Raw genomic sequence first — 24,776 nt, 5'->3', positions numbered from 1 at the left:
CCCCTGTCGGGTTCATAATCAGAGGGTGAATCGCGCCGTCCGCCCTCCCCGTGCGGCAAGGCGCGCACGCGGGCTCGGCGTCGTCCTGGCCGTGGTCGCGGCGGGATTCGGACTGACGGCGGTCGCGCTGCTCTCGGTCCACGCCGCGACCGGCGCGCCGACCACCTGGGTCTCGGTCGTCGTCTTCGCCGCTGCAGCGGCTCTGACACTCGCGGTGACGGCACTGGTGGGCTGGCTGCTCCTGGACGAGAGACGCCAGACGCCAGAGCTGCCTGACGGCCTCGAGAGCCCCGATGCTCTCTTCGACGCCCAGCGCCGGCTCCTGGACGACGTGCGACACGAGTTGAAGACGCCGATCACGATCGTGCGCGGACACCTGGAGCTCATGGATGCCGCCGACCCCTCCGACGTCGCGGCGACGCGTGCGCTCGGCATCGCCGAACTCGATCGCATGACGCGCTTGATCGGCGACATCGACCTGCTGGCCGCCGTCGAAAGCGACAGCTTCACAATGGGAGATGTCGATCTGGACGCGCTGACCCGACGCGTCGCGGAGCTGGTCGCCGTCATCGCGGACCACGACTGGGGGGTCGAGCAACGCGCAGCAGGGATCATCCACGGCGACCGTGATCGCCTCCTGCAGGCGTGGCTGCAACTGGCCGACAACGCGGCGAAGTACACCCCCGCCGGCTCGGCGATCGAGATCGGCAGCGCCGTGCATCCCTCCGGAGCTCAGCTGTGGGTGCGCGATCACGGCCCGGGAATCGCGCCCGCCGTCCGCCACCGCATCTTCCGTCGCTTCGACCGCGGCACGGGCAAGCGGTCGGTCGGCGGATCGGGCCTCGGCCTCGCCATCGTCGACGCGATCGCGAAGGCCCACGGCGGTCACTGCACCGTGGCCGACACGCCGGGTGGCGGTGCCACCTTCACCATCGAGATCCCCATCGGCACGCAGGCGACGCTGCCCACACCGGTGCGTGCGGGGGATGTCGTCCAACAACGGGAGGCCTCCGGATGACTCGCATCCTCATCGTCGACGACGAGCCGCATATCGTGTCGATGGTCACGCGCGCCCTGTCGGCCGAAGGGTATGAGACGACCGCCTGCGAGGACGGCGCCGCCGGGCTCGAACGCGCGTCGCGAGGCGACATCGACCTCGTGATCCTCGACGTCGGGCTGCCGGGCATGGACGGATTCGAGGTTCTCCGGCGCCTGCGCGGCGACGGGCAGTCCCTCCCGGTCATCATGCTGACGGCTCGCAGTTCGGCCCGCGACGCGGTGGACGGTCTGGATGCCGGGGCCAGCGACTACGTTCCGAAGCCGTTCTCCCTCGCGGAGCTGATGGCGCGCGTGCGCTCGCGTCTTCGGGAGCGCACGGGTGCCATCACGATGGTCCTCTCCCGCGGGGATGTGACGCTCGACTTGCTGGCGCGCCGCTGCACGGTGGCCGGTCACGACGTCGACCTCTCCGCGCGCGAGTTCGCACTCGCTGAGCAGTTCCTGCGGCACGCCGGTGAGGTTCTCACGCGTGAGACGCTGCTCAGCCGCATTTGGGGCCTCGACTTCGATCCGGGCTCGAACGTCGTGGACGTCTACGTGCGGTATCTGCGGGCAAAGCTCGGCGCCGACCACATCGCGACTGTCCGCGGCGAGGGCTACCGCTGGGAGTAGACCTCGCCGCGGACGGCGCGGGTACGGGCGGGCCGCGTCAGCTCAGCTCGCCCTGCTCCAGCAGATCGGTGACGAGCGCGGCGATGGCGGAACGCTCGGATCTCACGAGTGTCACGTGACCGAAGAGGCTGTGCCCCTTCAGCGTCTCGATCACGGAGGCGATGCCGTCGTGGCGGCCGACGCGGAGGTTGTCACGCTGGCCGACATCGTGGGTCAGCACGACGCGCGAGTTCTGTCCGATCCGACTGAGTACCGTGAGCAGCACGTTGCGTTCGAGCGACTGCGCCTCATCGACGATCACGAAAGCGTCGTGCAGAGAACGTCCGCGGATGTGCGTCAGCGGCAGCACCTCGAGCATCCCCCGCGCGACGACTTCCTCGAGGACGTTTCCGGAGACCACCGAGCCGAGGGTGTCGAAGACCGCCTGCCCCCACGGGTTCATCTTCTCAGACTGGTCGCCCGGCAGGTAGCCGAGCTCCTGGCCGCCGACGGCGAAGAGCGGGCGGAAGACGATGATCTTCTTCTGCTGCTGGCGCTCGAGGACGGCATCCAAGCCGGCGCAGAGGGCGAGGGCCGACTTCCCCGTTCCCGCACGTCCGCCGAGAGAGACGATCCCGACCTCGGGATCCATGAGCAGGTCGATCGCGATGCGCTGCTCGGCGCTGCGGCCGTGCAGCCCGAACACGTCCCGGTCGCCGCGGACGAGACGGAATGCGCCGTCTCCCGTGACCCGGCCGAGAGCCGACCCCCGCTCGGAGTGGATCACGAGTCCCGTGTTCACCGGGAAGCCGCGCACCTCGTCGCTGGTCGCGACCTCCGCCTCGTAGAGGTCACTCATGTCGTCGCCGGAGATCGCGATGTCGGCGATGCCCGTCCACCCGCTGTCGACGGCCTGCTCCGCGAGATACTCCTCGGCGTGGATGCCGAGGGAGGCGGCCTTGACGCGCATCGGGAGGTCCTTGGAGACGACCGTGACCTGCTGACCGTCGGCAGCGAGGTGCATGGCGACGGAGAGGATCCGCGTGTCGTTGTCGCCGAGGCGCATGCCGGCGGGCAGAACGGAGGAATCGGTGTTGGTCAGCTCGACACGCAGCGTTCCCCCCTCCCCGACGGGGACGGCGAAGTCCAGTCGACCGTGCTCGACACGCAGCTCGTCGAGGTGGCGCAGAGCCTGCCGGGCGAAGTAGCCGATCTCCGGGTCGTGCCGCTTGCCTTCGAGCTCCGTGATCACCACCACGGGGACGACGACGGAATGCTCCGCGAACCGGAAGAACGCGCGCGGATCGCTCAGGAGCACGGAGGTGTCGAGGACGTAGGTCCGCAGATCGGTGTCCGCGGCCCCCTCGACGCTCTCATCGATCCGGCGTTGCTGCAGTGAAGCCCGTGTGGTCACAACTCACTCCCGCCCCGGGTGGAGCACCCGGCAGTTTCGAGTCGACCGTGGCCACGAGTCGTGTGGAGGCCGACCCGACCGGGCGCCTTGCCCGATGTGATGACCGTACGGCCGGCGATGCTGGCGCGCCAGCCGCGACACGCCGCCGGTCGATGACGGGGACGTTAACGTGTGATGTCGTCGGCGGACGCAGCCTCGACGGCCTCCGCGGGGGGTGCGACGACCTCGAGCGAGATCGGCGCGTCATCCGCAGAACCGGGCTCGGACAGCGCGAGCGCCGCGGGAGCGGGGTCGATGATGACGCGGCTGGCGGCGACCTCGGCCAGCGCGTCGCCGAGCAGGACGAAGCTGTCGGCGCCCGTTCCCACGTGCGGCGCGACCCGGATCGTGGTGCCGCGGGCGGTGACGGTGACGCCCTGATTGGCGAGAGCTGCGGCCAGCGGCGCCGCCTCGTGAGGTGCAGGCTGCAGCGCCACAATGCCCGCGTGCCGGTCGCGCGGGGTGAGGACGGGGACCCCGTAGCGATCGGCGAGCTCCATCACGGCCCGTGCGCGTGCGCGCAGCTCGGCGGCGATGGCGGGAATGCCCGCGTCGACCACTTCGCGCAACGCCGCCGCGAGGCGACCGGCAGCGAGGTGGTCGGTCGGGGCGACCTGGTATGCGGCCGCTGTCGGCAGCGGCGCCGGCACACCCACGCTGGTCGCGTCGCCCTGCATGCCGGAAATCCCTGACAGCACCGGCTCGATCCGTTCGCGCGCCCGATCGGAGAACCTCGCGAAGCCGGTGCCCCGGCCGGCCCGAAGCCACTTGTATCCGTTGCCGCAGACGACATCGGCCGCATCCCAGTCGGCGTCGACGACGCCGAAGCCCTGAACGGCATCGACGATCAGCAGGCGGTCGCCGATCCGCTCACGAATCTCCCGCACGTCGGCGACAGCGCCCGTGCGGAAATCGACCAGGCTGACGGCGACGGCGGTGACATCGTCATCCAGCGCCTCCGCCACGGCATCCGCCGTGACGATCCCCGCGACGGGCTCGATCTCGCGAACCGAGAGCACACCGCGAGCGTCCTGCGCGCGGCGTGCCGTCACCCGCAGGGCGGGAAACTCCTGAGCCGAGACGATGACCGTGCCACGAAGCCCCTGCATCGCGTGCTGCAGTCCGTGGGTCGTCGACGGCTGCAACACGACCTCGTCGACGGCACATCCGAGAACCTGTGCGACCAGCCCGCGCGCCTCGTCGGATCTCTCCGACACCAGATCGATGCCCGAACGGCGCCCGCTGCCGAGAAGCTCCGCGTCGGCCAGGGTCTCGGCTCGAACCGCCGGCGAGAGCGGTCCGAATGCCGCCCAGTCCAGATACCCCGCTGCGCTGTCGAAGGTATCGAGGTAGGGCTGCAGGTCGTTCACGTCGCCCATTGTCCCACGCCGAGTCGTTCGGGGACGGATCGCGTGGCCCCTGTCAGCTGCCGTAGCGGCGATCGCGCGTGGCGTAGTCGCGGATCGCGCGGAGGAAGTCGACCTCGCGCAGATCCGGCCCGAGCGCTTCGACGAAGTAGAACTCGGAATGCGCCGACTGCCAGAGCAGGAAGTCGCTGAGACGCTGCTCGCCGGAGGTACGGATCACCAGATCGGGATCGGCCTGCCCTCCGGTGTACAGATGCTCGCCGATCTGCTCCGGGGTGAGGCTGGCGGCGAGCTCTTCGAGCGAGCCGCCGCGCTCGTCGTGCTGCGCGATGATGCTGCGAACGGCGTCGACGATCTCGCTTCGTCCGCCGTAGCCGACCGCGAGGTTCACGTGCAGGCCCGTGTTTCCGGCCGTCCGCCCCTCCGCCGTCCGTAACACGCGGGCCAGGTCCGGTGGCAGCATCTCCGCACGACCCACGTGCTGCACGCGCCAGCCGGGCTCGAGCGAGAGTTCGTCGGCGAGCTCGGCGATGATCTCGATGAGATCGGCGAGCTCCTGCGAGTCGCGCTTGGTGAGGTTGTCGGTGGACAGCAGGTAGAGCGAGACCACACGGATGCCGAGATCGTCGCACCAGCGCAGGAACTCGTGCATCTTCGCGGCTCCGGCACGGTGTCCGTGCGCGACCGTCGTGAAGCCGGCCTGACGCGCCCAGCGACGATTGCCGTCGATCATCATCGCGACGTGGTGGGGAACGGTGTCGGGGGTCAACTCGCGACGCAGGCGCGAACTGTAGAGGCGATAGAGGAATCCACGCCCCTCGCCCGAACCGGTGGGTGTCACGTTCCTACGCTACCGCGCGAGCCCCTGCCCCGACCGCACACAGGATACGTGCGGAAGACGGCATGAGGCTGCGCGTAGGCTCGGTGCCGTGACCCGACACGCATCCGCCGAGGGCGCCGACATGCCCCAGCTCCCGCTCCTCGAAGCAGGCTCCGTCAGCGCGCAGGTCGAGCTGAAGCCCACGTGGCGCGGCTGGATCCATGCCGGAACGTTCCCCGTGGCCGTGGCCGCCGGGGTGCTGCTCATCGTCTTCGCCCACGGCGCGGCCGCGAAGTGGGCCGCGGCCGTGTTCATGCTGACCTCGCTCCTGCTGTTCGGCAACTCCGCGCTGTATCACCGGTTCACCTGGGGGCCGACGACCAAGGCGGTGCTCAAGCGCATCGACCATGCCAACATCCTGCTGCTGATCGCCGGCACCTACACGCCGATCGCCGTGCTGGCGCTGACGCCCGACAAAGGCGCGCTCCTGCTCGTGCTCGTCTGGTCGGGCGCGATTCTCGGCATCCTGTTCCGCGTCTTCTGGATCAACGCACCGCGCTGGCTCTACGTGGCGCTGTACCTGCTGCTCGGCTGGGCGGCGGTGATGTACCTCGGCGACCTCCTGCACGCGAACATCGCGATGATGATCCTCGTCATCGTGGGCGGCCTGCTCTACACCGGCGGCGCCGTCGTCTACGCGCTGAAGAAGCCCAACCCCTGGCCGGGCCACTTCGGCTTCCACGAGATCTTCCACGTGTGCACCGTGCTGGCGTTTCTCTGCCACTGGACGGCGTGCCTGCTGATCGCGCTGCACCCGCTGACCCCGTCGCTCGGATCGGCAGGCTGAGCGCGGAGGAGGACGCCCCGGGCGCCCGCCGCAGCGTCAGCGCGAGGCGGGATCGATGTCCTGGTCGTCGGTCTCGCTCGCCTCGACGGCGGCGGCAGCCTGCTCGTGGGCGCGCGCCTCGGCATCCGCCTGCGTCGTCGCGTCGAGTTCTTCAGCGATCTCCGCACGGTAGCCGGCGCGACGGATGCGTCGCAGCATGTCGATGAGGAGGAAGATCACGGCGATGGCGACCACCGCGATGCCGACGAAGCCCACGAACCCCGGAGTGACCGCGTCAGGGTTGACGGTCATGGTGGGAGTCGGAATCGCCGGGTCGGCGATCCCCGACAGCGCGATCGTCAGTGCGTGCATCGTCCCTCTGTTCCGCGCGGAGCGCCTAGCCTGGAAGTCCAGCCTAGAACCTCGGGAAGTGTCATGACCGCGATGCGCACACAGCAGGAGCTCGACGACCGCTACGGCCGAGCACGCAGCGCGGGGCGCCGTCGCTGGACCTGGATCCTCGGGGGCGCGGTCGTTCTCGCCCTCATCGGCTACTTCGGATGGAACACCTACACACAGGCGGCGCAGTCCGTGGACATCGACGTCACCGGATTCGATCTCAGCGATGCTCCGCACAGCGTGACGGTCGATTTCCAGCTCACGCTGGCGCGCGGCAGCGCCGTCAGCTGCGTGGTCGAGGCCCAGGACGAGGAGCACGGCATCGTCGGATGGAAGGTCGTCTCCTACCCAGCCGACGACGCTCACAGCCGCACCTTCAGCGAGCGGGTGGCGACCACCGCGGCTGCGACGACCGGTTTGGTCCCCTCGTGCTGGATCCCGTAGGCTGATTCGACACATGCGCCCTGGCAGCTGCCGGGGCGTTTGGCATAGTGTCGGCGGCCGGTGCCGCGCACGCGCATCGACCGCCCCCATCGACAAGGAGACGACGTGGCTGAGAACACGGAGACCTTCCTCACGCAGGACGCCTACGACCGGCTCGCCGCCGAACTCGAGCACCTGTCGACGACGGGTCGCGAAGAGATCGCCAAGCGCATCGAGGCCGCCCGCGAAGAAGGCGACCTCAAGGAGAACGGCGGCTACCACGCCGCCAAGGACGAACAGGGTAAGCAGGAAGCACGGATCCGCACCCTGCAGGCGCTGCTGAAGGACGCCGTGGTCGGCGAGGCCCCGGAGTCCGACGGCACCGTGAAGGGCGGCACCGTCGTGACGGCGATCGTCGCCGGCGGCGAAGAGGTGTTCCTGCTCGGCAGCCGCGAGATCGCGGCGGGCTCCGAGCTCGACGTCTACAGCGAGGCCTCCCCGCTGGGCGCTGCGATCCTGGGCCTGGCGGAGGGCGAGAAGACCTCGTACACCGCGCCGAACGGTCGCGAGATCTCGGTGGAGATCGTCAAGGTCGAAACCTACAACGGCCAGTAGCGGCGCGCCCCGCGTCAGTCCTGTGCGACGCGGGGGCGGAAGCCTGCCTCCTCCAGAACGCCGATGACGTGGGCGCGGTGTTCTTCGCCGCGAGTCTCGACGCTGAGCTGCAGGATGACCTCGCTGATCTGCAGACCCTGGCCGTGGCGCGTGTGGAGCGCCTCGATCACGTTCGCTCCGGCTATGGCGAGCAGTTCCGACACGCGCGCGAGCTGGCCCGGCCGGTCGGGCAGCGGGATCTGCAGCGTCATGTAGCGACCGGATGCCGCCAGTCCATGCGCCACGACGCGTTGCAGCAGCAGCGGGTCGATGTTGCCTCCGGAGAGGATGACGGCCGTCGGGCCGCTCGCCGTGATCTTGCCGGCGAGGATCGCGGCCACCCCCACGGCGCCGGCGGGCTCGACGACCTGCTTCGCGCGCTCCAGCAGCACCAGCAGCGCCCGGGCTATGTCGTCGTCGCTCACGGTGACGACCTCGTCGACGAGTTCACTGATCACCTCGAAGGGTGCATCTCCGGGACGCGCGACGGCGATGCCGTCGGCGATGGTCGGCGTCGTGGCAACCGTCAGCGGTACGCCGGCGGCGAGGGAGGACGGGTACGCGGCGGAGTTCTCGGCCTGCACCCCGATGATCCGAACGCGTCTGCCCTCGAGGGCTGCCCGCGCCTTCACCGCGGCGGCGACCCCGGCAATCAGTCCGCCGCCACCGATCCCGACGACGACGGTCTCGAGCTCGGGCACGCCGTCCCACAGTTCCAGACCCATCGTCCCCTGGCCGACGATGATGTCGCGGTGATCGTAGGGGTGGATCATCACGGCGCCGGTGCGTTCGGCGAACTCCGCCGCGAGCCGCAGCGGCGTCTCGACGGTCGCCCCTTCCAGCACGACCTCGGCGCCGTAGCCGCGGGTCGCGAGGAGCTTGGGGACCGGCACGCCCAGCGGCATGAAGATCGTGGCGGGGATGCCGAGCTTCTGCGCGGCCGAGGCGACGCCCTGGGCGTGGTTGCCGGCAGAGGCGGCCACCACGCCGCGTGCACGCTCTTGTGCGCTCAGACGCGACAGTCGGTAGGTCGCCCCTCGGATCTTGAACGAGCCCGTGCGCTGCAGGTTCTCGAGCTTCAGGTACACGGGCGCACCGAGCACCTCCGTGAGGTGGTCGGAGACGTCGAACGGCGTCTTCACGATGACGTCGCGCAGGACGGCGGCGGCGTCCTCGAACTCCGCCAGGGTCGGGAGGGTCACGCGGGCTTCTTCCTACTGCGGGGAACGGTGCTCCAGATGAGATCGGCCCGATCGGGTGGGGCCAGGGGATCGTTCGCGCGGCGTCCGAGGTAGACGGCGACGACGTTGATGAACGCCGCCAGCGGGACGGCGAAGAGTGCACCGGGGATGCCGGCGATCATGGCACCGCCGGCGACGACGAGTACGACGGCCAGCGGGTGGACCTTGACGGCCGAGCCCATCAGCAGCGGCTGCAGCACATGTCCCTCGAGCTGTTGGACGCCCAGGACGACGACCAGCATCCACAGCGCGATCCAGGGCCCGTTGTAGACGAGGGCGAGGAACACCGCCAGCGCACCGGTGACGATGGCGCCGACGAAGGGCACGAACGCGCCGAGGAAGACGAGCACGCCGATCGGGATGGCGAGCGGAACACCGAGGAGGAAGGCGCCGAGCGCGATGCCGGTGGCGTCGATCGTCGCAACGAGCAACTGCGTGCGCGCATACGTGACGACGGTGCGCCAGCCGGCACGGCCGGCACCGTCGACCTCGCTGCGCGCGCGCCGCGGGAACAGGCGCACGACCCAGCTCCAGATGCCACCGCCGTCGGCGAGGGTGCACAGCAGGATGAACAGAGCCAGCACCGCCCCGGTGGCGACGTGGCCGACGGTGGAGCCGACCGCCAGAGCCCCCGACCAGAGCACCTCCGCCTGCTGCTGCAGGTAGCCGCCCGCCTGGACGAGGAGATCGTCGATCTGCTGCGCCGTGAGGTGGAGCGGCCCGTCGATGAGGTACTGACGGAACTGGCCGATCGCTTCGGTGGTGCGCACCTGCACGCTCGACCACTCACGGGTGATCTGCCAGATCGCCAGCCACAGCAGCCCTCCGATCACCGCAACCGTGCCGAGCACCGACAGGACGATCGCCAGCCACCGCGGTACCCCGCGCGCCAGCATCCAGGTGAAGGCCGGCCACAGCAGCGCGGTGACGAGGATCGCCACCATCAGCGGGATCACCAGGAGCTTCAGCTGGATGACGAGCCAGATCAGGATGCCGGCCGCGATGGCGATGACCACGAACCGCCACGCATACGCCGTCGCGACTCTGAGGCCCCGAGGAAGCCCGCGGTCGATGTCGGAGGCGACCGTGCGCTCGCGCAGAGTGTCGAGGAACGACCCGCGCGGCGCGGCGCCGTGTCTGTCGTCGGTGCCGCTCATCCCGCCAGTCTAGAACTCAGAACCGTCCGCCCATTTCCTGCAGACGGGCGATGCGATCCGGGATCGGTGGATGCGTGGCGAACAGGCGCTCCATCGCACCGGGTCGAAGCGGGTCGCTGATCCAGAGGTGAGCCATCGACGTGTTCGCCTTGGCGAGCGGTCGGCCGTACTCCCCCAGCTTCGCAAGAGCAGATGCCAGGCCGTCGGGGTCGCGGGTGGTGAGAGCACTGGTCGCATCGGCGAGGTATTCGCGCTGGCGCGAGATGGCTGCCTGGACGACCGCGGCCAGCAGCGGCGCCACGATCGCGGCGACCAGGCCGAAGATGAGGAAGAAGAGCTGGGACTGGCTGTTTCCGCCGCGCCGGCCGCCCCCGAAGAAGGCCATCCGCAAGAGGATGTCCGCCACGAGCCCCACGGCGACCACGAGACCGAACACCACGAGCGTGACGCGGATGTCGTAGTTGCGGATGTGCCCGAGCTCATGCCCGAGCACCCCCTCGAGTTCACGATCCGTCATGAGCTCGAACAGGCCCGTCGTCACCGTGATCGCCGCGCGCTCTGGCGTGCGTCCGGTCGCGAAGGCGTTGGGCGCGGCATCCTCGACGACATAGAGCCGCGGCATGGGGGTGCCCGTCGTCAGACACAGGTTCTCGACGATCCGGTAATAGCGCGGAGCCTCCTCGCGCGTCACCTCCTGCGCACCCGACAGCGCGAGGGCTTCGCGGTCGGCGACGAAATACTGCACGGTCGCGTAGCCCGTGGCCCCCAGGAGCACGAACGCCGATATCCACCAGTTGTTGCCCGCGAGCCATCCCGCCGCCAGGCCGATCAGTCCGAGGACGATGATGAAGCCGGCCATGATCAGCCAGGTGTTGCGCTTGTTGCGGGCGATCGCGGAGTACATGCCGCGCGCCCGATCAGAACTGGATGCGCGGCGGCTCGGCGATGGCGGCGCCGTCGACGACCTCGAAGAACTCCCGCTCGTGGAAGCCGAGGTTGCGCGCGAACATGTTGTTCGGGAACACCTTGATCTTCGTGTTCAGCTCGCGCACGCCGCCGTTGTAGAAGCGACGGGACGCCTGGATCTTGTCCTCGGTGTCGACGATCGACTGCTGCAGCTGGAGGAAGTTCTGACTCGCCTGCAGCTGCGGATACGCCTCGGCGACCGCGAACAGCGACTTCAGCGCCTGCTGCATGTGGCCTTCGGCCACGCCGGCTTCGGCGGGTGAGCCGGCGGTGAGCGTCTCCGCGCGGGCGCGGGTGACGTTCTCGAAGACCGCCTTCTCGTGCGCCGCGTACCCCTTGACCGTCTCGATGAGATTGGGCAGCAGATCAGCGCGCCTCTTCAGCTGCACGGTGATGTCGCTCCACGCCTCGTCGACGCGCACACCGAGCGCGACCAACGAATTGTAGGTCGCCCAGAGATAGATTCCGGCGATCACCACCAGAGCGACGACGATCAGGACCGGGATCAGCCATTCCATACGACTCCCATCGACTGAGGATCATCCTATCGGCGGGAGGGGCCACGTCATCCGCCGCGGCCAGCACTCCCAGCGGTTCCCCATCTGCACAGGTGCGAGACAGACCCTCACGCGCCGAGGACGCGGTCGAGATAGGCGTTGCGGAACATGCGCGTGGGGTCGAGGCGGTCGCGCAGAGTCAGGAAGTCGTCGAAGCGCGGATACCGCTCGCGCAGAGCCGCCGCATCGAGCGTGTGCAGCTTTCCCCAGTGCGGCCGGCCGGCGTGGGCGCGCATGATCTCCTCGACGGCGGCGAAATAGGCACGGTGGTCGGCGCGCCAGTATCGATGCACGGCGATGTAGCCGCTGTCACGCGCGTAGGCCGTCGAGAGCCACCGGTCGTCCGCGGGCGCCACCCGCACCTCGATCGGGAACTCGATGCGCCACCCCGACGCGTCCACGAGGTCGCGCACCTCACGAAACGCCGACGCCAGCTCGTCCAGCGGCACGGCGTACTCCATCTCACGGAAGCGCACGCTGCGCTGCGTGGTGAACACGCGATGCGATGCATCGGAGAACCGCCGATCCCCCCACACCCGGGCGGACAGCCGATTGATCGCCGGCACGAGCGGCGGGGCGAGCCGACCGGCGCTGCACACCAGTTGGTGCACGCCGTTGCCCACGATCCGCTCATCGAGCATGCGCGACAGGGGCGACAGCGGGGCCGTCGGCGCATCTGTCGGCATCCGGGTGTTCGTCTTCGTCAGGGCGACAGTGGTGTGCGGAAACCAGTAGAACTCGAAGTGGTCGACGCCGCGGACGCGCGCATCGAGGTCGTCCACGACGGCGTCGAGAGGTTCGGGCTGTTCCTGTGCGCCGAGCGCGAACGCCGGCACGCATTGGAGCGTCACGTCGACGAGGATGCCGAGGGCGCCCAGACCGAGCGCGACGGCAGGCAGCAGGTCGGGCTCGTTCTCGTCGTCGACGGTGAGCAGCTCTCCATCCGCCGTGACGAGCGTGGCACCCACGACCTGGGTCGCCAGTCCCCCGTGACCGAGACCGGTGCCATGGGTGCCGGTCGAGAGCGCTCCGGCGATGGTTTGACGATCGATGTCGCCGAGGTTCGCCATCGCGAGACGGTGGGGCGCGAGCAGCGCCGGAATGCGATGCAGTCGCGTGCCGGCCAGCAGGCGCACACGCCCGCGCTCGCGATCGACGGCAACGACACCGCTGAGGTCGCTCAGATCCAGCAGAGTTCCCGGAGCCGCCGCGATTCCCGTGAAGCTGTGTCCCGCTCCCACGGCCTTGAGTGCGCGCCCGCGAGCGCCGGCGGCGCGAACGGAACGGCGCACCGCCTCGATCGTCGTGGGGTACTCGACCAGCTGCGGGCGCACGCTCTCGGTGCGTGCCCAGTTCTGCCATGTGCCGCCGGGTCGTGTCACAGGAAGCTCTTCCCTTCGCCGCGGTAGGTGGCGGCTTCGCCGACGAGGCTCTCGCCGAGGGTGAGCTGGTAGCGGTCGACGCGCTCGGACAGCTCACCGCTCTTCGCGTGGCGGAACCAGACCCTGTCGCCCACGCGAAGGCGGCGCGCCGACTCGCCCTGCAGGGGCGTCTGCACCTCCCCGGCGCCCTCCCGCGCGAGGGTCTTGAGCCCGGTCGGCCACACCGGGCGGGGCTGGCGAGAGGCGACGGGCGGGCCCGACGCGATCCATCCGCCTCCCAGGACGACGGCGATGTCCTCGAGCGGCTTGCGCACGACCTCGAGCGCGAAGGCTGCGGCGGGCGCCGGCATGAAAGCGCGGTAGCCGTCGAACAGGTGACCGGCGAGCAGCCCGCTGCCGGCCGTCGTCTCGGTGACGGCCGGGTCGGCTGCCGTGTACTCCAATGAGCCGGTGCCGCCGCCGTTGACGAACTCCAGGTGCGTGATCTCACGCAGCCCCGCCACGATCGCTCCCCGCCGGGCGACGAGCTCGTCCCGTGATTGGTGCTGCATCCAGCGGATGACACCGTCGCCGGAACCGGTGTGGTCGGGTTGTCCGGCGATCTGTGCCTCGTACATCATCAGGCCGACCAGCTCGAAACCGGGACGGGCGACGATGGAGCGCGCAAGCCGCACGACTTCCGCCGGTTCGTGCACAGGCGAGCGACGCACGCCGATGTGGCCCAGCACGGGTGCCCGCCACGATGCGTCCGCATCGATCGCGACACGGATGCGTGCGCGAGAGGCGGGAGCGGCGACGGCATCCACCGCATCCAGCTGCGCAGGGTCGTCGATCATCAGGGTGACCCGACGCGCGAGGTCGTCGTCGTGGACGAGCCGCTCCAGCGCCGCCCGGTCGACGCTGGGATATCCGAGCACGATGTCGTCGTGCACGCGCGCGAGCCAGAGCGCCTCGGGAAGCGTGAAGGCGAGGATGCCGCGGTAACCCCCGATCGCGAGGGTGGCGTCCAGGACCTCACGGACGCGGATCGACTTGCTGGCCACGCGGATCGGCACACCCGCGGAGCGGACCACGAGATCCATCGCGTTGAACCGGAGCGCATCGAGGTCGATGGCGGCCACGGGTCCGGACACTGCCGAGACCGCCGCCGATCTCGCCGCCCAGAACGCCGCCGGATCATCCCAGCCCGGGCCGGTGGCGGGGGGAAGGCTCAGGAGGTCCAGGCTCATCGGTTCGGGCTCCTTCGCTCGTGAGGGCACCAGCCTAGATGACACGGGGTGTCATCCGCAGTGGAACTCGAGGGATCTTTCGGCCGGCTGACGCGCATCGGCGGGAGTACCCCCGGACGGACTCGAACCGACACTGAAGCGATTTTAAGTCGCCTGCCTCTGCCATTGGGCTACGGGGGCCCGCTACCAGGGTAGCGACGCCACACGCACGAAACCCCCACACCGCCGGGGCGGGTGGGGGTTCATGACGTGCGAACCGCGGTTCAGCTGGCGGCGGTGGCCTTCTCCTCGACCTTGGGTTCGGCCGCGCCCCCGGTCTTCTCGGCGGCGACCGACTTCGGGTCGATCGCCGGTGCCGCCGGGGCAGCAGCCGGGGCCGCCGGACGCGGACGGGAGGCGAACTCCTCGAACACGTAGCGGGGGTTCTGGACGGTCTGCAGCGACACGTTGTCGCGGCGGAGCCAGAAGTTGTGCCACCAGTCGCCGATCACGCGCCACTTGCGCTCCCACGAGGGCATGGCCAGACCGTGGTAGCCGCGGTGCGCGCACCACGCGATGAAGCCCTTGAGCGCAATGTTTCGCGACTGGAAGACACCGTTGTACAGTCCCAGGCCGGCGACGGCACCGAGGTTGTGATGGATGTACTCGCGGGGCAGCTCGTCGCGGAGGACGGCCACCAGGTTCTTCGCGAGCAGCTTGGCCTGACGGACAGCGTGCTGCGCGTTGGGCACGCAATAGCCGCCGACGCCCTTGCCCGTGAGGTCCGGGACGGCGGATACGTCACCGGCCGCCCACGCACCCTCGACGACCTCGTCCGCCGTGCCGACGCGCAGGTCGGCACGGGTGCGGATGCGGCCGCGCTCCTCCACCGGCAGGTCGCTGCCCCGCACGACGGTGGGGTTGGCCATGACGCCGGCGGTCCAGATGATCAGATCGGTCGGGAGGACCTCACCGGTCGAGAGCTCGACGTTGCCGTCCACGGCGCCGGTGACCTGGGTGTCGAGGTGCACGTTGGCGCCCCGCTTGGCGAGGTCCTTGAGCACCCACTCGCTCGTCTTCAGCGACACCTCGGGCATGATGCGTCCCATAGCCTCGACGAGGTGGAAGTGCGTGTCCTCGAAGCGCAGCTGCGGGTAGTCCTTCAGCAGCGAAGAGGCGAGAGCGCGGGTCTCCGCGAACACCTCGATGCCCGCGAATCCGCCACCGACGACCACGACGGTCAGAAGGCGGTCGCGCTCGGGACCGGCGGGAAGGTTCGCCGCACGGTCGAAGTTGGTGAGGATGCGGTCGCGGACGGCGACGGCCTCCTCGATCGTCTTCAGGCCGATCGCGTTCTCGGCGATGCCGGGGATCGGGAAGGTGCGCGAGACAGCACCGGCGGTCACCACGATCTGGTCGTAGCTCTCCTGCCACGCGTCGCCCACGGCCGGCGTGATGGTGGCCGTGCGGGTGGCGTGGTCGATGCCGGTGACCTTGGCGGTGACGACACGCGTCTTCTTCAGGTGCCGACGCAGGCCCACGATGACGTGACGAGCTTCGATCTCACCGGCCGCGACCTCGGGCAGGAAGGGCTGATACGTCATGTACGGCAGCGGGTCGACGATCGTGACCTCGGCCTCACCCTTGCGCAGGTGCTTCTCGAGCTTCCACGCCGTGTAGAAGCCGGCGTAACCGCCACCGACGATGAGGATCTTGGGCACGGCACGCGCAGCCGTGCTGGTCTCTGTGTGAGTCACAGGTGGAAGCACTCCTTGAATCAACGGCTCGGAGTACGAGGTGCGCGCTCCGATCTGATGCGCCGGGCAGCAGCAGTGACACCGAGCGCGACCAGTATAGCCGTCAGGGTCACCCCCACGAGCGGCACGGTGCCGTAGAGGAGGGTGTCGACGCTCGGCAGCAGCGGGGAACGTCGATCCAGTGTCTCGGCCGCCGGCAGCTGTTCAATGGTGACGGGCGAGGAGGTCGGGGTGGGCTGGGGACCGGCGTCGGCGCGACGGTACAGCCGGATCCAGTCGGAGAGGCTTCCCATCGGGTTGCTGTCGACGCTTGGGACCGACGCGCTCACCGCGGCGTTCGCATCGATGAGCCCGTAGCCGTACTTCTCGTCGGGCACCTTGGTCGCCGCGGCGGCCGGCCGCGCCGTCTTGATGATGCGGTTGATGACGTTGTCGGCATCCAGTTCTGGATGGGCCGAACGCACGAGCGCGGCGATGCCGGCCACGATCGGCGCGGCCCCGCTCGTGCCGTCCCAGACGACGAGCTGCCCGTCGGCGGAGACGCCGAGCAGCTGCTCGCTCGGCGCGGAAATGCCGATGGTGATGCCCTGCGTCGAGGCCTGTTCGCTGGCAGCGCCGGCACGGTTGACACCGCCGACGGTCAGCACCCCGGGGATGGTCGCCGGCGCGCCCACCTCTTCGGTACCGCTGCCCTTGTTTCCGGCGGCCACCACGACCACGACGTCGTGGTCGAACGCGTATTGGAAGGCATCGTCCCACGACGGGTCCCAGGTCAGGGTGTTCGTCGTGAACGAGAGGTTGATGATGTCGGCGCCGTGATCGACGGCCCACTTCATCGCATCGGCGACCTGCTGCACGAACGGCACCGAGGATGCCGCGCCGAATCCGATCGACAGCGAGAGCAGATTCGCCTCGGGGGCGACGCCGATCATCCCAGTGTCGGCACCGGTTCCGCGGGCGGCCGCCAACGAGGCCACCCAGCTGCCGTGGTTGGCATCGACAGCCCCGACCGGGGTGCGCCCGTCCGACGACCCGGCTCCGGAGAAGTCCGCTCCCCCGACGACCGCACCGGAGAACTCGACCGGGGATCGGCCGATGCCGGTGTCGATGACAGCGATCGTCACCCCCTTGCCGCGGGTGGTCTGCCAGGCCTGCCGGATGCCGTACTCGTCGAGCCAGTACTCCGCCGCGCGGGCGGGATCGCCCGTTCCCGGCGGAGGTGCCGTCGCGGCGAGGGCCGACGGCCCGGCGGGAGCCGTCGGGGCAGGGTCGCCAGCGGCGACGGCGACCGCGGGAATGCTCGCCGCACCCGCCGCCTGCCCGCCCAGCGCGATCAGCACGGCCGCGACGACGGCGACGACACGCCGCCGCCGAGCGCTCACACCGCGCTCCGCGGCTGGGCGCACGTGCAGCGCTCGGGCGACCACTCGGCGCGCGCGAGCGCGAGGTCGCCGATCGGGTTCACGCCGGCTCCGGCGGCCAACGCGTGCCCCGCCAGGGCATGCAGACACTTCACCCGCGTCGGCATCCCGCCCGCGGAGATGCCGGCGATCTCCGGCACGTCGCCGTAGACCGCTCGATCGGACAGGTACGCCTCGTGCGCCGCCAGATACGCGGCGGCGACGTCCTCATCGTCGGCGAGCAGGGCGGCCAGCTCGGGCATCACCTGGTTCGCCTCCAATGCCGACATCGCGGCCGTCGCCCCGGGATGGGTGAGGTAGTAGAACGTGGGAAACGGTGTGCCGTCGGGAAGCCGCGGTTCTGTGGCGACAACCGTCGGGTTGCCGCAGGCGCAACGCGCCGCGATGCCGACGACGCCACGCATCGGACGCCCCAACTGGGACCGCATGGCCTCGAGGTCGGCGGCGGAAGCGGGGCTGAGAGGGGGATGCGGCACCCGTCAAGGCTACCGGGGCGCGCTGACCGACCGCTGGATCAGCCGGCGGGCGCGGCCGGGGGCACCGCCGCCGTCTGAGCCAGACCTGCCCCGGCGACCGAGCGCACCAGCTGCGCCATCCAGTCGGTGCGGGTCTCCTGCACCTGAGCGCTCACGGCGGCCTGCGTCGGGGGCATCGCGGTGGCGGGCAGATCGTTGTCGACGAGATAGACGACCTCGCCCGGTCGCACGTAATACAGTCGCTCCCGCGCCTGGGAGGTCACGTACGCAGGGTCGTTCCAACGGTTCTTCTGCTGCTGCAGGGTCGCCACATCCGCCTCGCTCACCTGAACCGAGTGCGCCAGCGCCGCGATCTGCTGACGCTGGCCGAGATACGTGCCGACGGTGGGCACCAGCGTGAAGACGGCCAACACGACCAGGCCCAGCATGATCGCGGTGAAGGCCGAGAAGCGGATGCCGCCGGCCCAGGCGCGCACGTCCACACGGCCCGACCCCCGGCGTCCGCCCGACGTGCGGGACGCGGAAGAGGGAGCCGGCGCAGTGCGCACGGCTCCCTCTCTCGTCATGGGACCAGCCTACGTGGCACGCGGACGTGCGACGGGAGGCGCCCCGAATCGCTCAGCGAATCTCCAGCACCCTCAGGCCTTGAAGCGCGGGAACGCGCCGCGACCGGCGAAGACCGCGGCGTCGCCGAGTTCCTCCTCGATGCGCAGCAGCTGGTTGTACTTCGCGACGCGCTCGCTGCGGGCGGGCGCGCCGGTCTTGATCTGACCCGCGTTGACCGCGACGGCCAGGTCGGCGATGGTCGTGTCCTCGGTCTCACCGGAGCGGTGCGACAGCATCGAGCGGTAGCCGTTCTGGGTGGCCAGCGAGATCGCGTCGAGCGTCTCGGACAGCGTGCCGATCTGGTTGACCTTCACGAGCAGAGCGTTCGCGACACCGAGGTCGATGCCCTTCTGCAGGCGCACCGGGTTGGTCACGAACAGGTCGTCACCGACGAGCTGGACCTTCGAGCCGATGGCATCGGTGAGGTGCTTCCATGCCTCCCAGTCGTCCTCGGCGAGGGCGTCCTCGATCGTGACGACCGGGTAGTTGGCGACGAGGTCGGCGAAGTAGTCGGTCAGCTTCTCGGCCGACCAGGCCTTGCCCTCGACCGTGTACACGCCGTCCTTGTAGAACTCGGTCGCCGCGACGTCGAGACCCACCGCGACGTCCTTGCCGGGGGTGAAGCCGGCCTTCTCGATGGCCTTGATGAGGAAGTCGAGGCCCTCGCGGTTGCTGGGCAGGTCGGGCGCGAAGCCGCCCTCGTCACCGAGGCCGGTGTTGTAGCCCGCCGCCTTCAGCTCGCCCTTGAGGACGTGGTAGACCTCGGTGCCCCAGCGGAGCGACTCGCCGTAGGTCTCGGCGCCGATCGGCGCGAGGAAGTACTCCTGGAAGTCGATGCCGTTGTCGGCGTGCTCACCGCCGTTGATGACGTTGAACAGCGGCACGGGCAGGACGTGCGCGTTCGGTCCGCCGAGGTAGCGGAACAGCGGCAGGTCGGCGCTGTCGGCCGCCGCCTTGGCCACCGCGAGCGAGACGCCGAGGATGGCGTTGGCGCCCGTGCGCGACTTGTTCTCCGTGCCGTCGGTGGCGATGAGGATCTCGTCGATGACGCGCTGCTCGCTCGCCTCGACGCCCTCGATGGCCGGGCCGAGCTCATCGATGACGGCGGTGACCGCCTTCAGGACGCCCTTCCCGCCGTACCGGCTCTTGTCGCCGTCGCGCAGCTCGTACGCCTCGAAGGCGCCGGTGGACGCGCCGGAGGGGACGGCCGCGCGCTGGACGATGCCATCGTCGAGCAGCACCTCCACTTCGACGGTCGGGTTGCCACGCGAATCCAGGATCTCGCGTGCGCCTACAGCCTCGATCAGTGCCACAGGGGACTCCTTGCTTGTGGAGGATAAATCTCGGAGCGTCACGGGTGTGTTCCCGCTCCGCGTTCGAGTCTAGTGACCCGGGTACCGCCGCCATACGTCGGGCACCGGATCAAACGACCAGCGCGAGCGCGATCCCGTCCCAGCCCTTCGCGTCGAGCGTCTGCAGCGCCGTCGCCGTGAAGCGCGGATCGTCTCGAAGCATCTCCAACCCTGCACGCACGCCGCGCACCTGAGGGTTCTCGTCCTCGGCATCCGCCACTCGGCCGCCCCGGACCACGTTGTCGATGACGACGAGAGTGCCGGGCCGGCCCAGTCGCGCCGCCCAGTCCAGGTACACCGTGTTGGATTCCTTGTCGGCGTCGATGAACACGAGATCGAACGGGGCCTCCTCCGCCAGGGTGGGCAGCACCTCCGCACCGCGTCCGATGCGGATCTCGACGCGCTCCCCCACTCCCGCACGGTCGATGCTCGCGCGCGCCACGTCGGCGTGGCGCGGCTCCGCCTCGATCGTCACGACACGGCCCTCGTCGGGGATGCCGCGGGCCAGCCAGATGGTCGAATACCCGCCCAGCGTCCCGATCTCGAGCACGCGGCGGGCGCCGCTGACCCGGGCGAGCAGCCACAGGAGCTTGCCGCCGGTGGGCGCCACCTCGATGGCGGGCATGCCGGCCGCGCGCTGGTCGGCGACGGCAGCGTCGAGCATGGCATCCGCGCCGATCAGCGCATCGACGAGATAGCGGTCGACCGCGTGGGCCGCAGCGAGGGAAAGGTCCGTCATGCACCCAGCAAACCCGCTCGGCGCGGAGGGGTCAACGGCGGGTTCATCGCTCGCGGTCGGTGCGTTCGCGCTCGGCCGACAGCAGCGCCGCATCCGTCTCGGCGTCGTCGACGGTCACGGTGAAGACCTTGCCACCGGTGCGGTGGACGCGGATCCCCGCTCCGGCACGCAGCACGACGCCGAAGCCTCCGCCCGGCGCCCAACGCAGACCCCAGCCGCCGTACTCCCCCATCGGGCTGACCTCGACGACTTCGACCCGCTCGATCTCGGCGACGGGAACGTGGAACCGAGGGAAGCCCGTCGCGGAGGTCACGGTCAGCCCCGTCTCGTCGACACGGACGTGGAAGACCGCGGTCGCAGCGATGACGGCGGCCATCACGGCGATGAGGAGGGCGAGGATCGTCGCGACCGTCGCGCCGGCGCGGACCGTGAGGGTGATCACGGCGACAACGACCAGCAGAGCCCACGCCGCACACAGCACGACCACTCCCGCCCGCGCGAGGTGGACGCTGCGCAACCACACCGCCCGCTCCCCGTCGGTCAAGGGCGGATCCATCGTCGCGATGCTCCCCGTCGCGGGCAGACGCACATCGGGCTGGACCAGCCAGCCGGCGACACCGACGCCGATCGCGATGAGACCGGCCAGGACGAGCCACGGCAGCAGGGACGGCCCGGCAGCGGCATCGGCCAGCCCGCGCTGGATCAGCACCGACGACGTCATCAGCACGCCCGCGCCGGCCGACATCGCCGCCGCGAGGGCGCCCATCAGCCGATAGGTCGGGCCGCGATCGCCCCGGCGCAGCCCGTTCACAGCGGATGCCGCGATCAGCAGGGGCACACCGAGACCCACCAGCACGGTCGCCAACACCGTCACCCACGGCGCGCCGAACCCGTCGGGCGCGCCGTCCGCGCCCCAGTGGATCGCGATCGGGTCGGGCAGCGCATCGCGGGCGCCGAGCTGCAGCAGCACGGCGCCCGCGATGACGACGACCGGGACCGCGACGGCGACGAGGACGAAGCGGGAGACGGCGCGCGGTCGTGGCGTGGTCATGGTGACTCCTCGGAGTCGGACGTGTGGTGGATCAGGGCGGCGAGTGCCTGCCGGGACAGCCCGCGCTCGCGAGCGCGGGCGACGATGTCGGCGATGTCAGGCTGCAGCTCAGCCAGACGGTCCGCCGCCGCCGTCACGACGGCGCCGCGACCACGGTGCATCGAGACGAGCCCCTCGTCCCGCAGCTGCTGATAGGCGTGGAGCACCGTGTGCAGGTTGATGCCGAGGGCCGACGCCACCTCGCGGGCCGAGGGCAGGCGATCACCGGGGCGGAGGCGACGTGCGACGGCATCCGCCCGGACGGATGCCGCGATCTGTGCGAACAGCGGCACGTCGCTCGTCGCGTCGGTGCGGATCAGCATGTCGGCCTCCCGACAACAATTCTATGACAAATAGAACAGTTTGCGTAGGCAAGCGTCTCGACGGCCCCCGACTACCCCCGAGTGCGCACGCCCTGGGCGAGCGCCGCGACGATCTCCGGGAGCAGCGCATCCGCCGTGCGCCGGTAGCCGAGTGCGCTGGGGTGGAAGCGATCGACGCTGAACATGTCGTCGGGGTTCTCGATGAACATCGCACCGACAGCCCGGCGAAGTGAGACGACGCGGGCTCCGGCGCGGCGGGCCGCAGCGGCCTGCGCGTGGGCGAGCTGTCGCGAGGCCTGAGCCCCCAGCGCCCGCAGGGGCTGGGGCACGGATCGCAACGCCCCCAGGTCGGGACAGGTGCCGACGACGACGGACGCACCCGCGTCGCCCAGGCGCCGCACGGCCGCCTCGAGATCACCCGCCGCCTGCGAGACCGGCGTGCGATGCGTCACGTCGTTGCCTCCGACGATGATGACCGCGGCATCCGCCCGATAGTCCGGGGGAAGGCGATCGAGCTGGTCCGCGAGATCCTTCGACTCGGCACCCACCACCGCGACGGTGCGAAGGCGCACCGGCCGATGCAGGAAGTCGGCGAGGCCCTTGGACAGCCGCGCCCCCAGGACGTCTTTGGGCCGCTGCGCGCCGAGGCCGGCCGCGATCGAGTCACCCATAACCAGCAGCTCGAGCGGCGCGCCGGCGAGCTTCGGCCGCCACACGCGGTCGGCCTCCAACGCGCTCTCGCCGAGCGGCTTGCCGATGCGCAGCCGCGCAAGGGCGGCCTGACGCGTCAGCACGCTCCGCGCGGCGAACGCACCGGCCACGACCGCGCCGGCGAGCGCCGCGCTCGTCGCCACGCGCGGGCGGAGAGCACGCCGACGGTGCGAACGCGATGCCACGGACAGATCACACTCCCCCCGGGTGAACGACACGCTCCCGTCGGGTGGACGGAAGGTGACGGGCCGTGCCCTGCCACGGACGCCGGGCTCAGCGATGCCCGCGCCCGGCCGCTGCCGTGAGGACGAGCGCGACCGCGAGAACGCCGCAGGCGAGGACGGCGTCCAGCACGAAGCCCGCCACCACCTCCTCGCGCCCGCTCCACCCGGTCGCCGTCGTGACGGCCCCGATTGCGATGACGCCGAGCGAGAGCGCGAGCTGCTGGACGGTGCTGAACATGCCGCCCGACAGACCCGCCGCCTCGACGGGGACCTCCCGAACCACCGCCTGGGTCAGCGGCGAGAACACGAGCGCCTGCCCCGCGCCGAGCAGCACGAGCGCAGGCTGCGCCCACCAGATCAGCGACGGCCCCCACGCGATGAACGAAACGAGGAGGAACCCGACGAGGGCGACGAGTTGCAGCGCCACACCCCAGACGAGTGTGCGCACGCCGAGCCGGCGTTGGATCGGCACGAGCGAGAGAGATACGACCGCGAACACGACCGCGAACGGCAGCAGGAGCAGCCCCGCCGTCAGATGACGAGCCTCTGGACGGGCGAGGCCAGCGGACAGCGAGTGGTCTGGTTCCGCCCGCAGGATGCGGCGACGGCGCGCCGACTCGACGTGCTCGCCCGCTACGCCGCCGAGGAGCCGGTGCTGTCCGGATCGACCCCCGCGCCGTCTCAGCCGAGCGGCTTGATCTCCAGCGCCTCCCGCGCTTGACCCGCCACCACCGTCGCGAAGGACGAATACCCGTCGGCGGCAGCACGCTCCAGCAGCGCCTTCAGGTTCTTCGTGCGCTGCTCCACACGCACCCGCGCCCCCTCGGCGACCAGTGCGGCCTTGAGCGCGAGGAGCTCACCCACCGGCACGTCGCGCTCGTGCACGAGGACGATGGTCGACATGCCCGCGTCGTCGGCATCCTCCAGGAGGTCGACGATGCGCTCGAAGCCGAGGGAGAACCCGACCGCCGGCACCTGCTGGCCCAGGAAGCGTCCGATCATCCCGTCGTAGCGACCGCCCCCGCCGAGCGAGTACGTGACGCTCGGGTGGGCGAGCTCGAAGATGGTGCCGGTGTAGTACCCCATCCCGCGCACGAGGAACGGATCGAACACGAGCGGAGCGGCCTGCGCGTCGTCCGCAGAGACCGCGCGGGCCGCCGACACCGCCGCGCCGATCGCCACGAGGTCGGCCACGATGTCGGCGGGCGCCCCCTCGGGCAGCGCCTTCAGGATGTGCCCCTCCCCGTACGGACGGTACTCACGCGTCCGCGGTCGACGCAGGAAGGCGTCGAAGGCGTCGACGGCGTTCGGCGTGGCACCCCGCTCACGAAGCTCGGCGGCGACGCCCTCGGCACCGATCTTGTCCAGCTTGTCGATGGTGATGAGTACGCCGGCACGCTCCTCCGCGGCGAAACCGAAGCTGCCGAGCATCCAGTCGAGCACGCGGCGGTCGTTGATGCGGATGCTGCCGCCGACCAGGCCGAGCGCATCGAGCGCATCGAGGCTCGCCACCAGAAGCTCCGCCTCGGCGCGGCCCGTCGCGTCACCGATGATGTCGATGTCGCACTGCACGAACTGGCGATAGCGGCCCTTCTGCGGCCGTTCGGCACGCCACACCGGCGCCATCTGGATGGCGCGGAAGACCGACGGCAGCTCGGCGCGGTGCGTCGCATAGAAGCGCGCCAGGGGCACGGTCAGGTCGTAACGCAGGCCGAGGTCGCTGAGTGCGGCCGCGTCGTCGGCTGCGGCGCGGATCGCGTCGGCATCCAGTCCCCGCTTGAGGACGTTGAAAGCGAGCTTCTCATTGTCGCCGCCGATGCCCGCGTGGAGCCGGTCGTAGTCCTCCATCACCGGGGTCTCGATCTCATCGAACCCGTGCGCGCGGTAGCGCTCACGGATGACGGCGAGCACGCGCTCGCGACGGGTCTTGTCGGCGGGGAGGAAGTCGCGCATTCCGCGCGGCGGGTTCACGGA

General features: G+C 70.2%; 27 protein-coding genes and 1 tRNA gene. 6 read left to right on the top strand and 22 right to left on the bottom strand.

Going from position 1 to position 24,776, the window contains the following annotated elements; genetic code table 11:
- The first annotated feature begins 25 nt into the window (after positions 1–25).
- Positions 26–1,018 carry a HAMP domain-containing sensor histidine kinase gene (locus ABS64_RS07830; protein WP_288121765.1) on the top strand — a complete coding sequence of 331 codons (993 nt, stop codon included), beginning with the start codon at positions 26–28 and terminating at the stop codon, positions 1,016–1,018.
- Entirely contained in the window at positions 1,015–1,671 is a 657-nt protein-coding gene (locus ABS64_RS07825) for a response regulator transcription factor (RefSeq protein WP_005052579.1), read from the top strand. The genes ABS64_RS07830 and ABS64_RS07825 overlap by 4 nt, the downstream gene beginning before the upstream one ends.
- A 37-nt stretch (positions 1,672–1,708) precedes the next feature.
- On the opposite strand, the gene ABS64_RS07820 is transcribed toward ABS64_RS07825, so the two are convergent.
- The 3 genes from ABS64_RS07820 to ABS64_RS07810 all read right to left on the bottom strand — a co-directional run bounded on the left by ABS64_RS07820 (position 1,709) and on the right by ABS64_RS07810 (position 5,311).
- Positions 1,709–3,064, bottom strand: coding sequence for a PhoH family protein (locus ABS64_RS07820; protein ID WP_204947376.1), 1,356 nt, complete (start codon positions 3,062–3,064; stop codon positions 1,709–1,711).
- Between the two features lie 164 nt (positions 3,065–3,228).
- Positions 3,229–4,482, bottom strand: a complete 1,254-nt coding sequence (locus tag ABS64_RS07815) for an aminotransferase class V-fold PLP-dependent enzyme (RefSeq protein WP_288121764.1) — start codon at positions 4,480–4,482, stop codon at positions 3,229–3,231.
- 43 nt (positions 4,483–4,525) lie between these two features.
- Positions 4,526–5,311: an isoprenyl transferase gene (locus ABS64_RS07810; protein ID WP_292682460.1), complete on the bottom strand. Its 786-nt coding sequence runs from the start codon at positions 5,309–5,311 to the stop codon at positions 4,526–4,528.
- Positions 5,312–5,432: 121 nt separating this feature from the next.
- On the opposite strand from ABS64_RS07810, the gene ABS64_RS07805 reads away from it, so the two are divergent.
- A complete protein-coding gene (locus ABS64_RS07805) occupies positions 5,433–6,137 on the top strand; it encodes a hemolysin III family protein (RefSeq protein WP_061683023.1) in 705 nt (234 codons plus the stop codon).
- A 36-nt stretch (positions 6,138–6,173) separates the two neighbouring features.
- Here ABS64_RS07805 and ABS64_RS07800 read toward each other — a convergent pair whose 3' ends face one another.
- Positions 6,174–6,488, bottom strand: coding sequence for a hypothetical protein (locus tag ABS64_RS07800; protein ID WP_005052569.1), 315 nt, complete (start codon positions 6,486–6,488; stop codon positions 6,174–6,176).
- A 63-nt stretch (positions 6,489–6,551) separates the two neighbouring features.
- Here ABS64_RS07800 and ABS64_RS07795 point away from each other — a divergent pair, with 63 nt between their 5' ends.
- Together ABS64_RS07795 and greA are read left to right on the top strand one after the other, a co-directional pair.
- Positions 6,552–6,959, top strand: coding sequence for a DUF4307 domain-containing protein (locus ABS64_RS07795; protein ID WP_005052566.1), 408 nt, complete (start codon positions 6,552–6,554; stop codon positions 6,957–6,959).
- 105 nt (positions 6,960–7,064) lie between these two features.
- A complete protein-coding gene (greA, locus tag ABS64_RS07790) occupies positions 7,065–7,553 on the top strand; it encodes a transcription elongation factor GreA (RefSeq protein WP_005052563.1) in 489 nt (162 codons plus the stop codon).
- 14 nt (positions 7,554–7,567) lie between these two features.
- Here the strand turns inward: greA and ilvA are convergent, their stop codons facing one another.
- The 17 genes from ilvA to ABS64_RS07705 form a co-directional block, all read right to left on the bottom strand.
- Positions 7,568–8,794 (bottom strand): threonine ammonia-lyase, encoded by a 1,227-nt coding sequence (ilvA, locus tag ABS64_RS07785; RefSeq protein WP_061682927.1) that lies wholly within the window; start codon positions 8,792–8,794, stop codon positions 7,568–7,570.
- Positions 8,791–9,990 (bottom strand): AI-2E family transporter, encoded by a 1,200-nt coding sequence (locus tag ABS64_RS07780; protein WP_036284828.1) that lies wholly within the window; start codon positions 9,988–9,990, stop codon positions 8,791–8,793. The genes ilvA and ABS64_RS07780 overlap by 4 nt, the downstream gene beginning before the upstream one ends.
- 16 nt (positions 9,991–10,006) lie before the next feature.
- The gene (locus ABS64_RS07775; protein WP_292682454.1) at positions 10,007–10,894 is read right to left on the bottom strand and encodes a M48 family metalloprotease; all 888 of its coding nucleotides are present in this window, start codon (positions 10,892–10,894) and stop codon (positions 10,007–10,009) included.
- Between the two features lie 13 nt (positions 10,895–10,907).
- A complete protein-coding gene (locus ABS64_RS07770; RefSeq protein WP_005052555.1) occupies positions 10,908–11,474 on the bottom strand; it encodes a LemA family protein in 567 nt (188 codons plus the stop codon).
- Between the two features lie 107 nt (positions 11,475–11,581).
- The gene (locus ABS64_RS07765) at positions 11,582–12,895 is read right to left on the bottom strand and encodes a D-arabinono-1,4-lactone oxidase (RefSeq protein WP_292682447.1); all 1,314 of its coding nucleotides are present in this window, start codon (positions 12,893–12,895) and stop codon (positions 11,582–11,584) included.
- A complete protein-coding gene (locus ABS64_RS07760) occupies positions 12,892–14,124 on the bottom strand; it encodes an alanine racemase (protein ID WP_292682445.1) in 1,233 nt (410 codons plus the stop codon). Before ABS64_RS07760 ends, ABS64_RS07765 begins: the two co-directional genes overlap by 4 nt.
- Before the next feature lie 107 nt (positions 14,125–14,231).
- Positions 14,232–14,304 (bottom strand) — tRNA-Leu (locus ABS64_RS07755).
- 83 nt (positions 14,305–14,387) lie between these two features.
- A complete protein-coding gene (locus tag ABS64_RS07750) occupies positions 14,388–15,824 on the bottom strand; it encodes an FAD-dependent oxidoreductase (protein ID WP_292682516.1) in 1,437 nt (478 codons plus the stop codon).
- A 56-nt stretch (positions 15,825–15,880) separates the two neighbouring features.
- Positions 15,881–17,242, bottom strand: a complete 1,362-nt coding sequence (locus ABS64_RS07745) for a S8 family serine peptidase (RefSeq protein WP_292682442.1) — start codon at positions 17,240–17,242, stop codon at positions 15,881–15,883.
- Positions 17,239–17,709: a DUF501 domain-containing protein gene (locus ABS64_RS07740; RefSeq protein ID WP_036284884.1), complete on the bottom strand. Its 471-nt coding sequence runs from the start codon at positions 17,707–17,709 to the stop codon at positions 17,239–17,241. The genes ABS64_RS07745 and ABS64_RS07740 overlap by 4 nt, the downstream gene beginning before the upstream one ends.
- Positions 17,710–17,795: 86 nt before the next feature.
- Positions 17,796–18,323 carry a septum formation initiator family protein gene (locus ABS64_RS07735; protein ID WP_292682440.1) on the bottom strand — a complete coding sequence of 176 codons (528 nt, stop codon included), beginning with the start codon at positions 18,321–18,323 and terminating at the stop codon, positions 17,796–17,798.
- A gap of 72 nt (positions 18,324–18,395) precedes the next feature.
- Positions 18,396–19,676 carry a phosphopyruvate hydratase gene (eno, locus tag ABS64_RS07730; RefSeq protein ID WP_061682933.1) on the bottom strand — a complete coding sequence of 427 codons (1,281 nt, stop codon included), beginning with the start codon at positions 19,674–19,676 and terminating at the stop codon, positions 18,396–18,398.
- 109 nt (positions 19,677–19,785) lie between these two features.
- Complete coding sequence (locus ABS64_RS07725; protein ID WP_036284813.1) at positions 19,786–20,454, bottom strand: O-methyltransferase; 669 nt, start codon at positions 20,452–20,454, stop codon at positions 19,786–19,788.
- Positions 20,455–20,497: 43 nt separating this feature from the next.
- A complete protein-coding gene (locus ABS64_RS07720; protein WP_036284811.1) occupies positions 20,498–21,505 on the bottom strand; it encodes a DUF1648 domain-containing protein in 1,008 nt (335 codons plus the stop codon).
- Positions 21,502–21,867, bottom strand: a complete 366-nt coding sequence (locus tag ABS64_RS07715) for a GntR family transcriptional regulator (protein WP_036284808.1) — start codon at positions 21,865–21,867, stop codon at positions 21,502–21,504. Before ABS64_RS07715 ends, ABS64_RS07720 begins: the two co-directional genes overlap by 4 nt.
- Before the next feature lie 71 nt (positions 21,868–21,938).
- The gene (locus ABS64_RS07710) at positions 21,939–22,721 is read right to left on the bottom strand and encodes an SGNH/GDSL hydrolase family protein (protein ID WP_292682511.1); all 783 of its coding nucleotides are present in this window, start codon (positions 22,719–22,721) and stop codon (positions 21,939–21,941) included.
- Positions 22,722–22,851: 130 nt separating this feature from the next.
- Positions 22,852–23,301 carry an MFS transporter gene (locus ABS64_RS07705; RefSeq protein ID WP_363331273.1) on the bottom strand — a complete coding sequence of 150 codons (450 nt, stop codon included), beginning with the start codon at positions 23,299–23,301 and terminating at the stop codon, positions 22,852–22,854.
- Here ABS64_RS07705 and ABS64_RS07700 point away from each other — a divergent pair.
- Positions 23,263–23,523: a hypothetical protein gene (locus ABS64_RS07700; protein WP_292682432.1), complete on the top strand. Its 261-nt coding sequence runs from the start codon at positions 23,263–23,265 to the stop codon at positions 23,521–23,523. The two genes, ABS64_RS07705 and ABS64_RS07700, sit on opposite strands and share 39 nt — an antisense overlap.
- Here the strand turns inward: ABS64_RS07700 and ABS64_RS07695 are convergent.
- The gene (locus tag ABS64_RS07695) at positions 23,484–24,755 is read right to left on the bottom strand and encodes an ATP phosphoribosyltransferase regulatory subunit (RefSeq protein WP_292682508.1); all 1,272 of its coding nucleotides are present in this window, start codon (positions 24,753–24,755) and stop codon (positions 23,484–23,486) included. The two genes, ABS64_RS07700 and ABS64_RS07695, sit on opposite strands and share 40 nt — an antisense overlap.
- Positions 24,756–24,776: the final 21 nt, after the last annotated feature.

The organism is Microbacterium sp. SCN 69-37 (genome assembly GCF_001724435.1).
Classification (GTDB): domain Bacteria; phylum Actinomycetota; class Actinomycetes; order Actinomycetales; family Microbacteriaceae; genus Microbacterium; species Microbacterium laevaniformans.
This window is presented reverse-complemented; position numbering and strand designations above follow the sequence as displayed.

Excerpts from the sequence above, each read along its gene's own strand:
- ABS64_RS07780 (WP_036284828.1), bottom strand. The coding sequence starts at position 9,990 with ATGAGCGGCACCGACGACAGACACGGCGCCGCGCCGCGCGGGTCGTTC.
- ABS64_RS07825 (WP_005052579.1), top strand. The coding sequence starts at position 1,015 with ATGACTCGCATCCTCATCGTCGACGACGAGCCGCATATCGTGTCGATG.
- ABS64_RS07725 (WP_036284813.1), bottom strand. The coding sequence starts at position 20,454 with ATGACGGACCTTTCCCTCGCTGCGGCCCACGCGGTCGACCGCTATCTC.
- ABS64_RS07770 (WP_005052555.1), bottom strand. The coding sequence starts at position 11,474 with ATGGAATGGCTGATCCCGGTCCTGATCGTCGTCGCTCTGGTGGTGATC.
- ABS64_RS07715 (WP_036284808.1), bottom strand. The coding sequence starts at position 21,867 with ATGCTGATCCGCACCGACGCGACGAGCGACGTGCCGCTGTTCGCACAG.
- ABS64_RS07805 (WP_061683023.1), top strand. The coding sequence starts at position 5,433 with ATGCCCCAGCTCCCGCTCCTCGAAGCAGGCTCCGTCAGCGCGCAGGTC.
- ABS64_RS07740 (WP_036284884.1), bottom strand. The coding sequence starts at position 17,709 with ATGCGGTCCCAGTTGGGGCGTCCGATGCGTGGCGTCGTCGGCATCGCG.
- ABS64_RS07695 (WP_292682508.1), bottom strand. The coding sequence starts at position 24,755 with ATGCGCGACTTCCTCCCCGCCGACAAGACCCGTCGCGAGCGCGTGCTC.
- ABS64_RS07775 (WP_292682454.1), bottom strand. The coding sequence starts at position 10,894 with ATGTACTCCGCGATCGCCCGCAACAAGCGCAACACCTGGCTGATCATG.
- ABS64_RS07795 (WP_005052566.1), top strand. The coding sequence starts at position 6,552 with ATGACCGCGATGCGCACACAGCAGGAGCTCGACGACCGCTACGGCCGA.
- ABS64_RS07760 (WP_292682445.1), bottom strand. The coding sequence starts at position 14,124 with ATGAGCCTGGACCTCCTGAGCCTTCCCCCCGCCACCGGCCCGGGCTGG.
- ABS64_RS07735 (WP_292682440.1), bottom strand. The coding sequence starts at position 18,323 with ATGACGAGAGAGGGAGCCGTGCGCACTGCGCCGGCTCCCTCTTCCGCG.
- ABS64_RS07800 (WP_005052569.1), bottom strand. The coding sequence starts at position 6,488 with ATGCACGCACTGACGATCGCGCTGTCGGGGATCGCCGACCCGGCGATT.
- ABS64_RS07815 (WP_288121764.1), bottom strand. The coding sequence starts at position 4,482 with ATGGGCGACGTGAACGACCTGCAGCCCTACCTCGATACCTTCGACAGC.
- ABS64_RS07720 (WP_036284811.1), bottom strand. The coding sequence starts at position 21,505 with ATGACCACGCCACGACCGCGCGCCGTCTCCCGCTTCGTCCTCGTCGCC.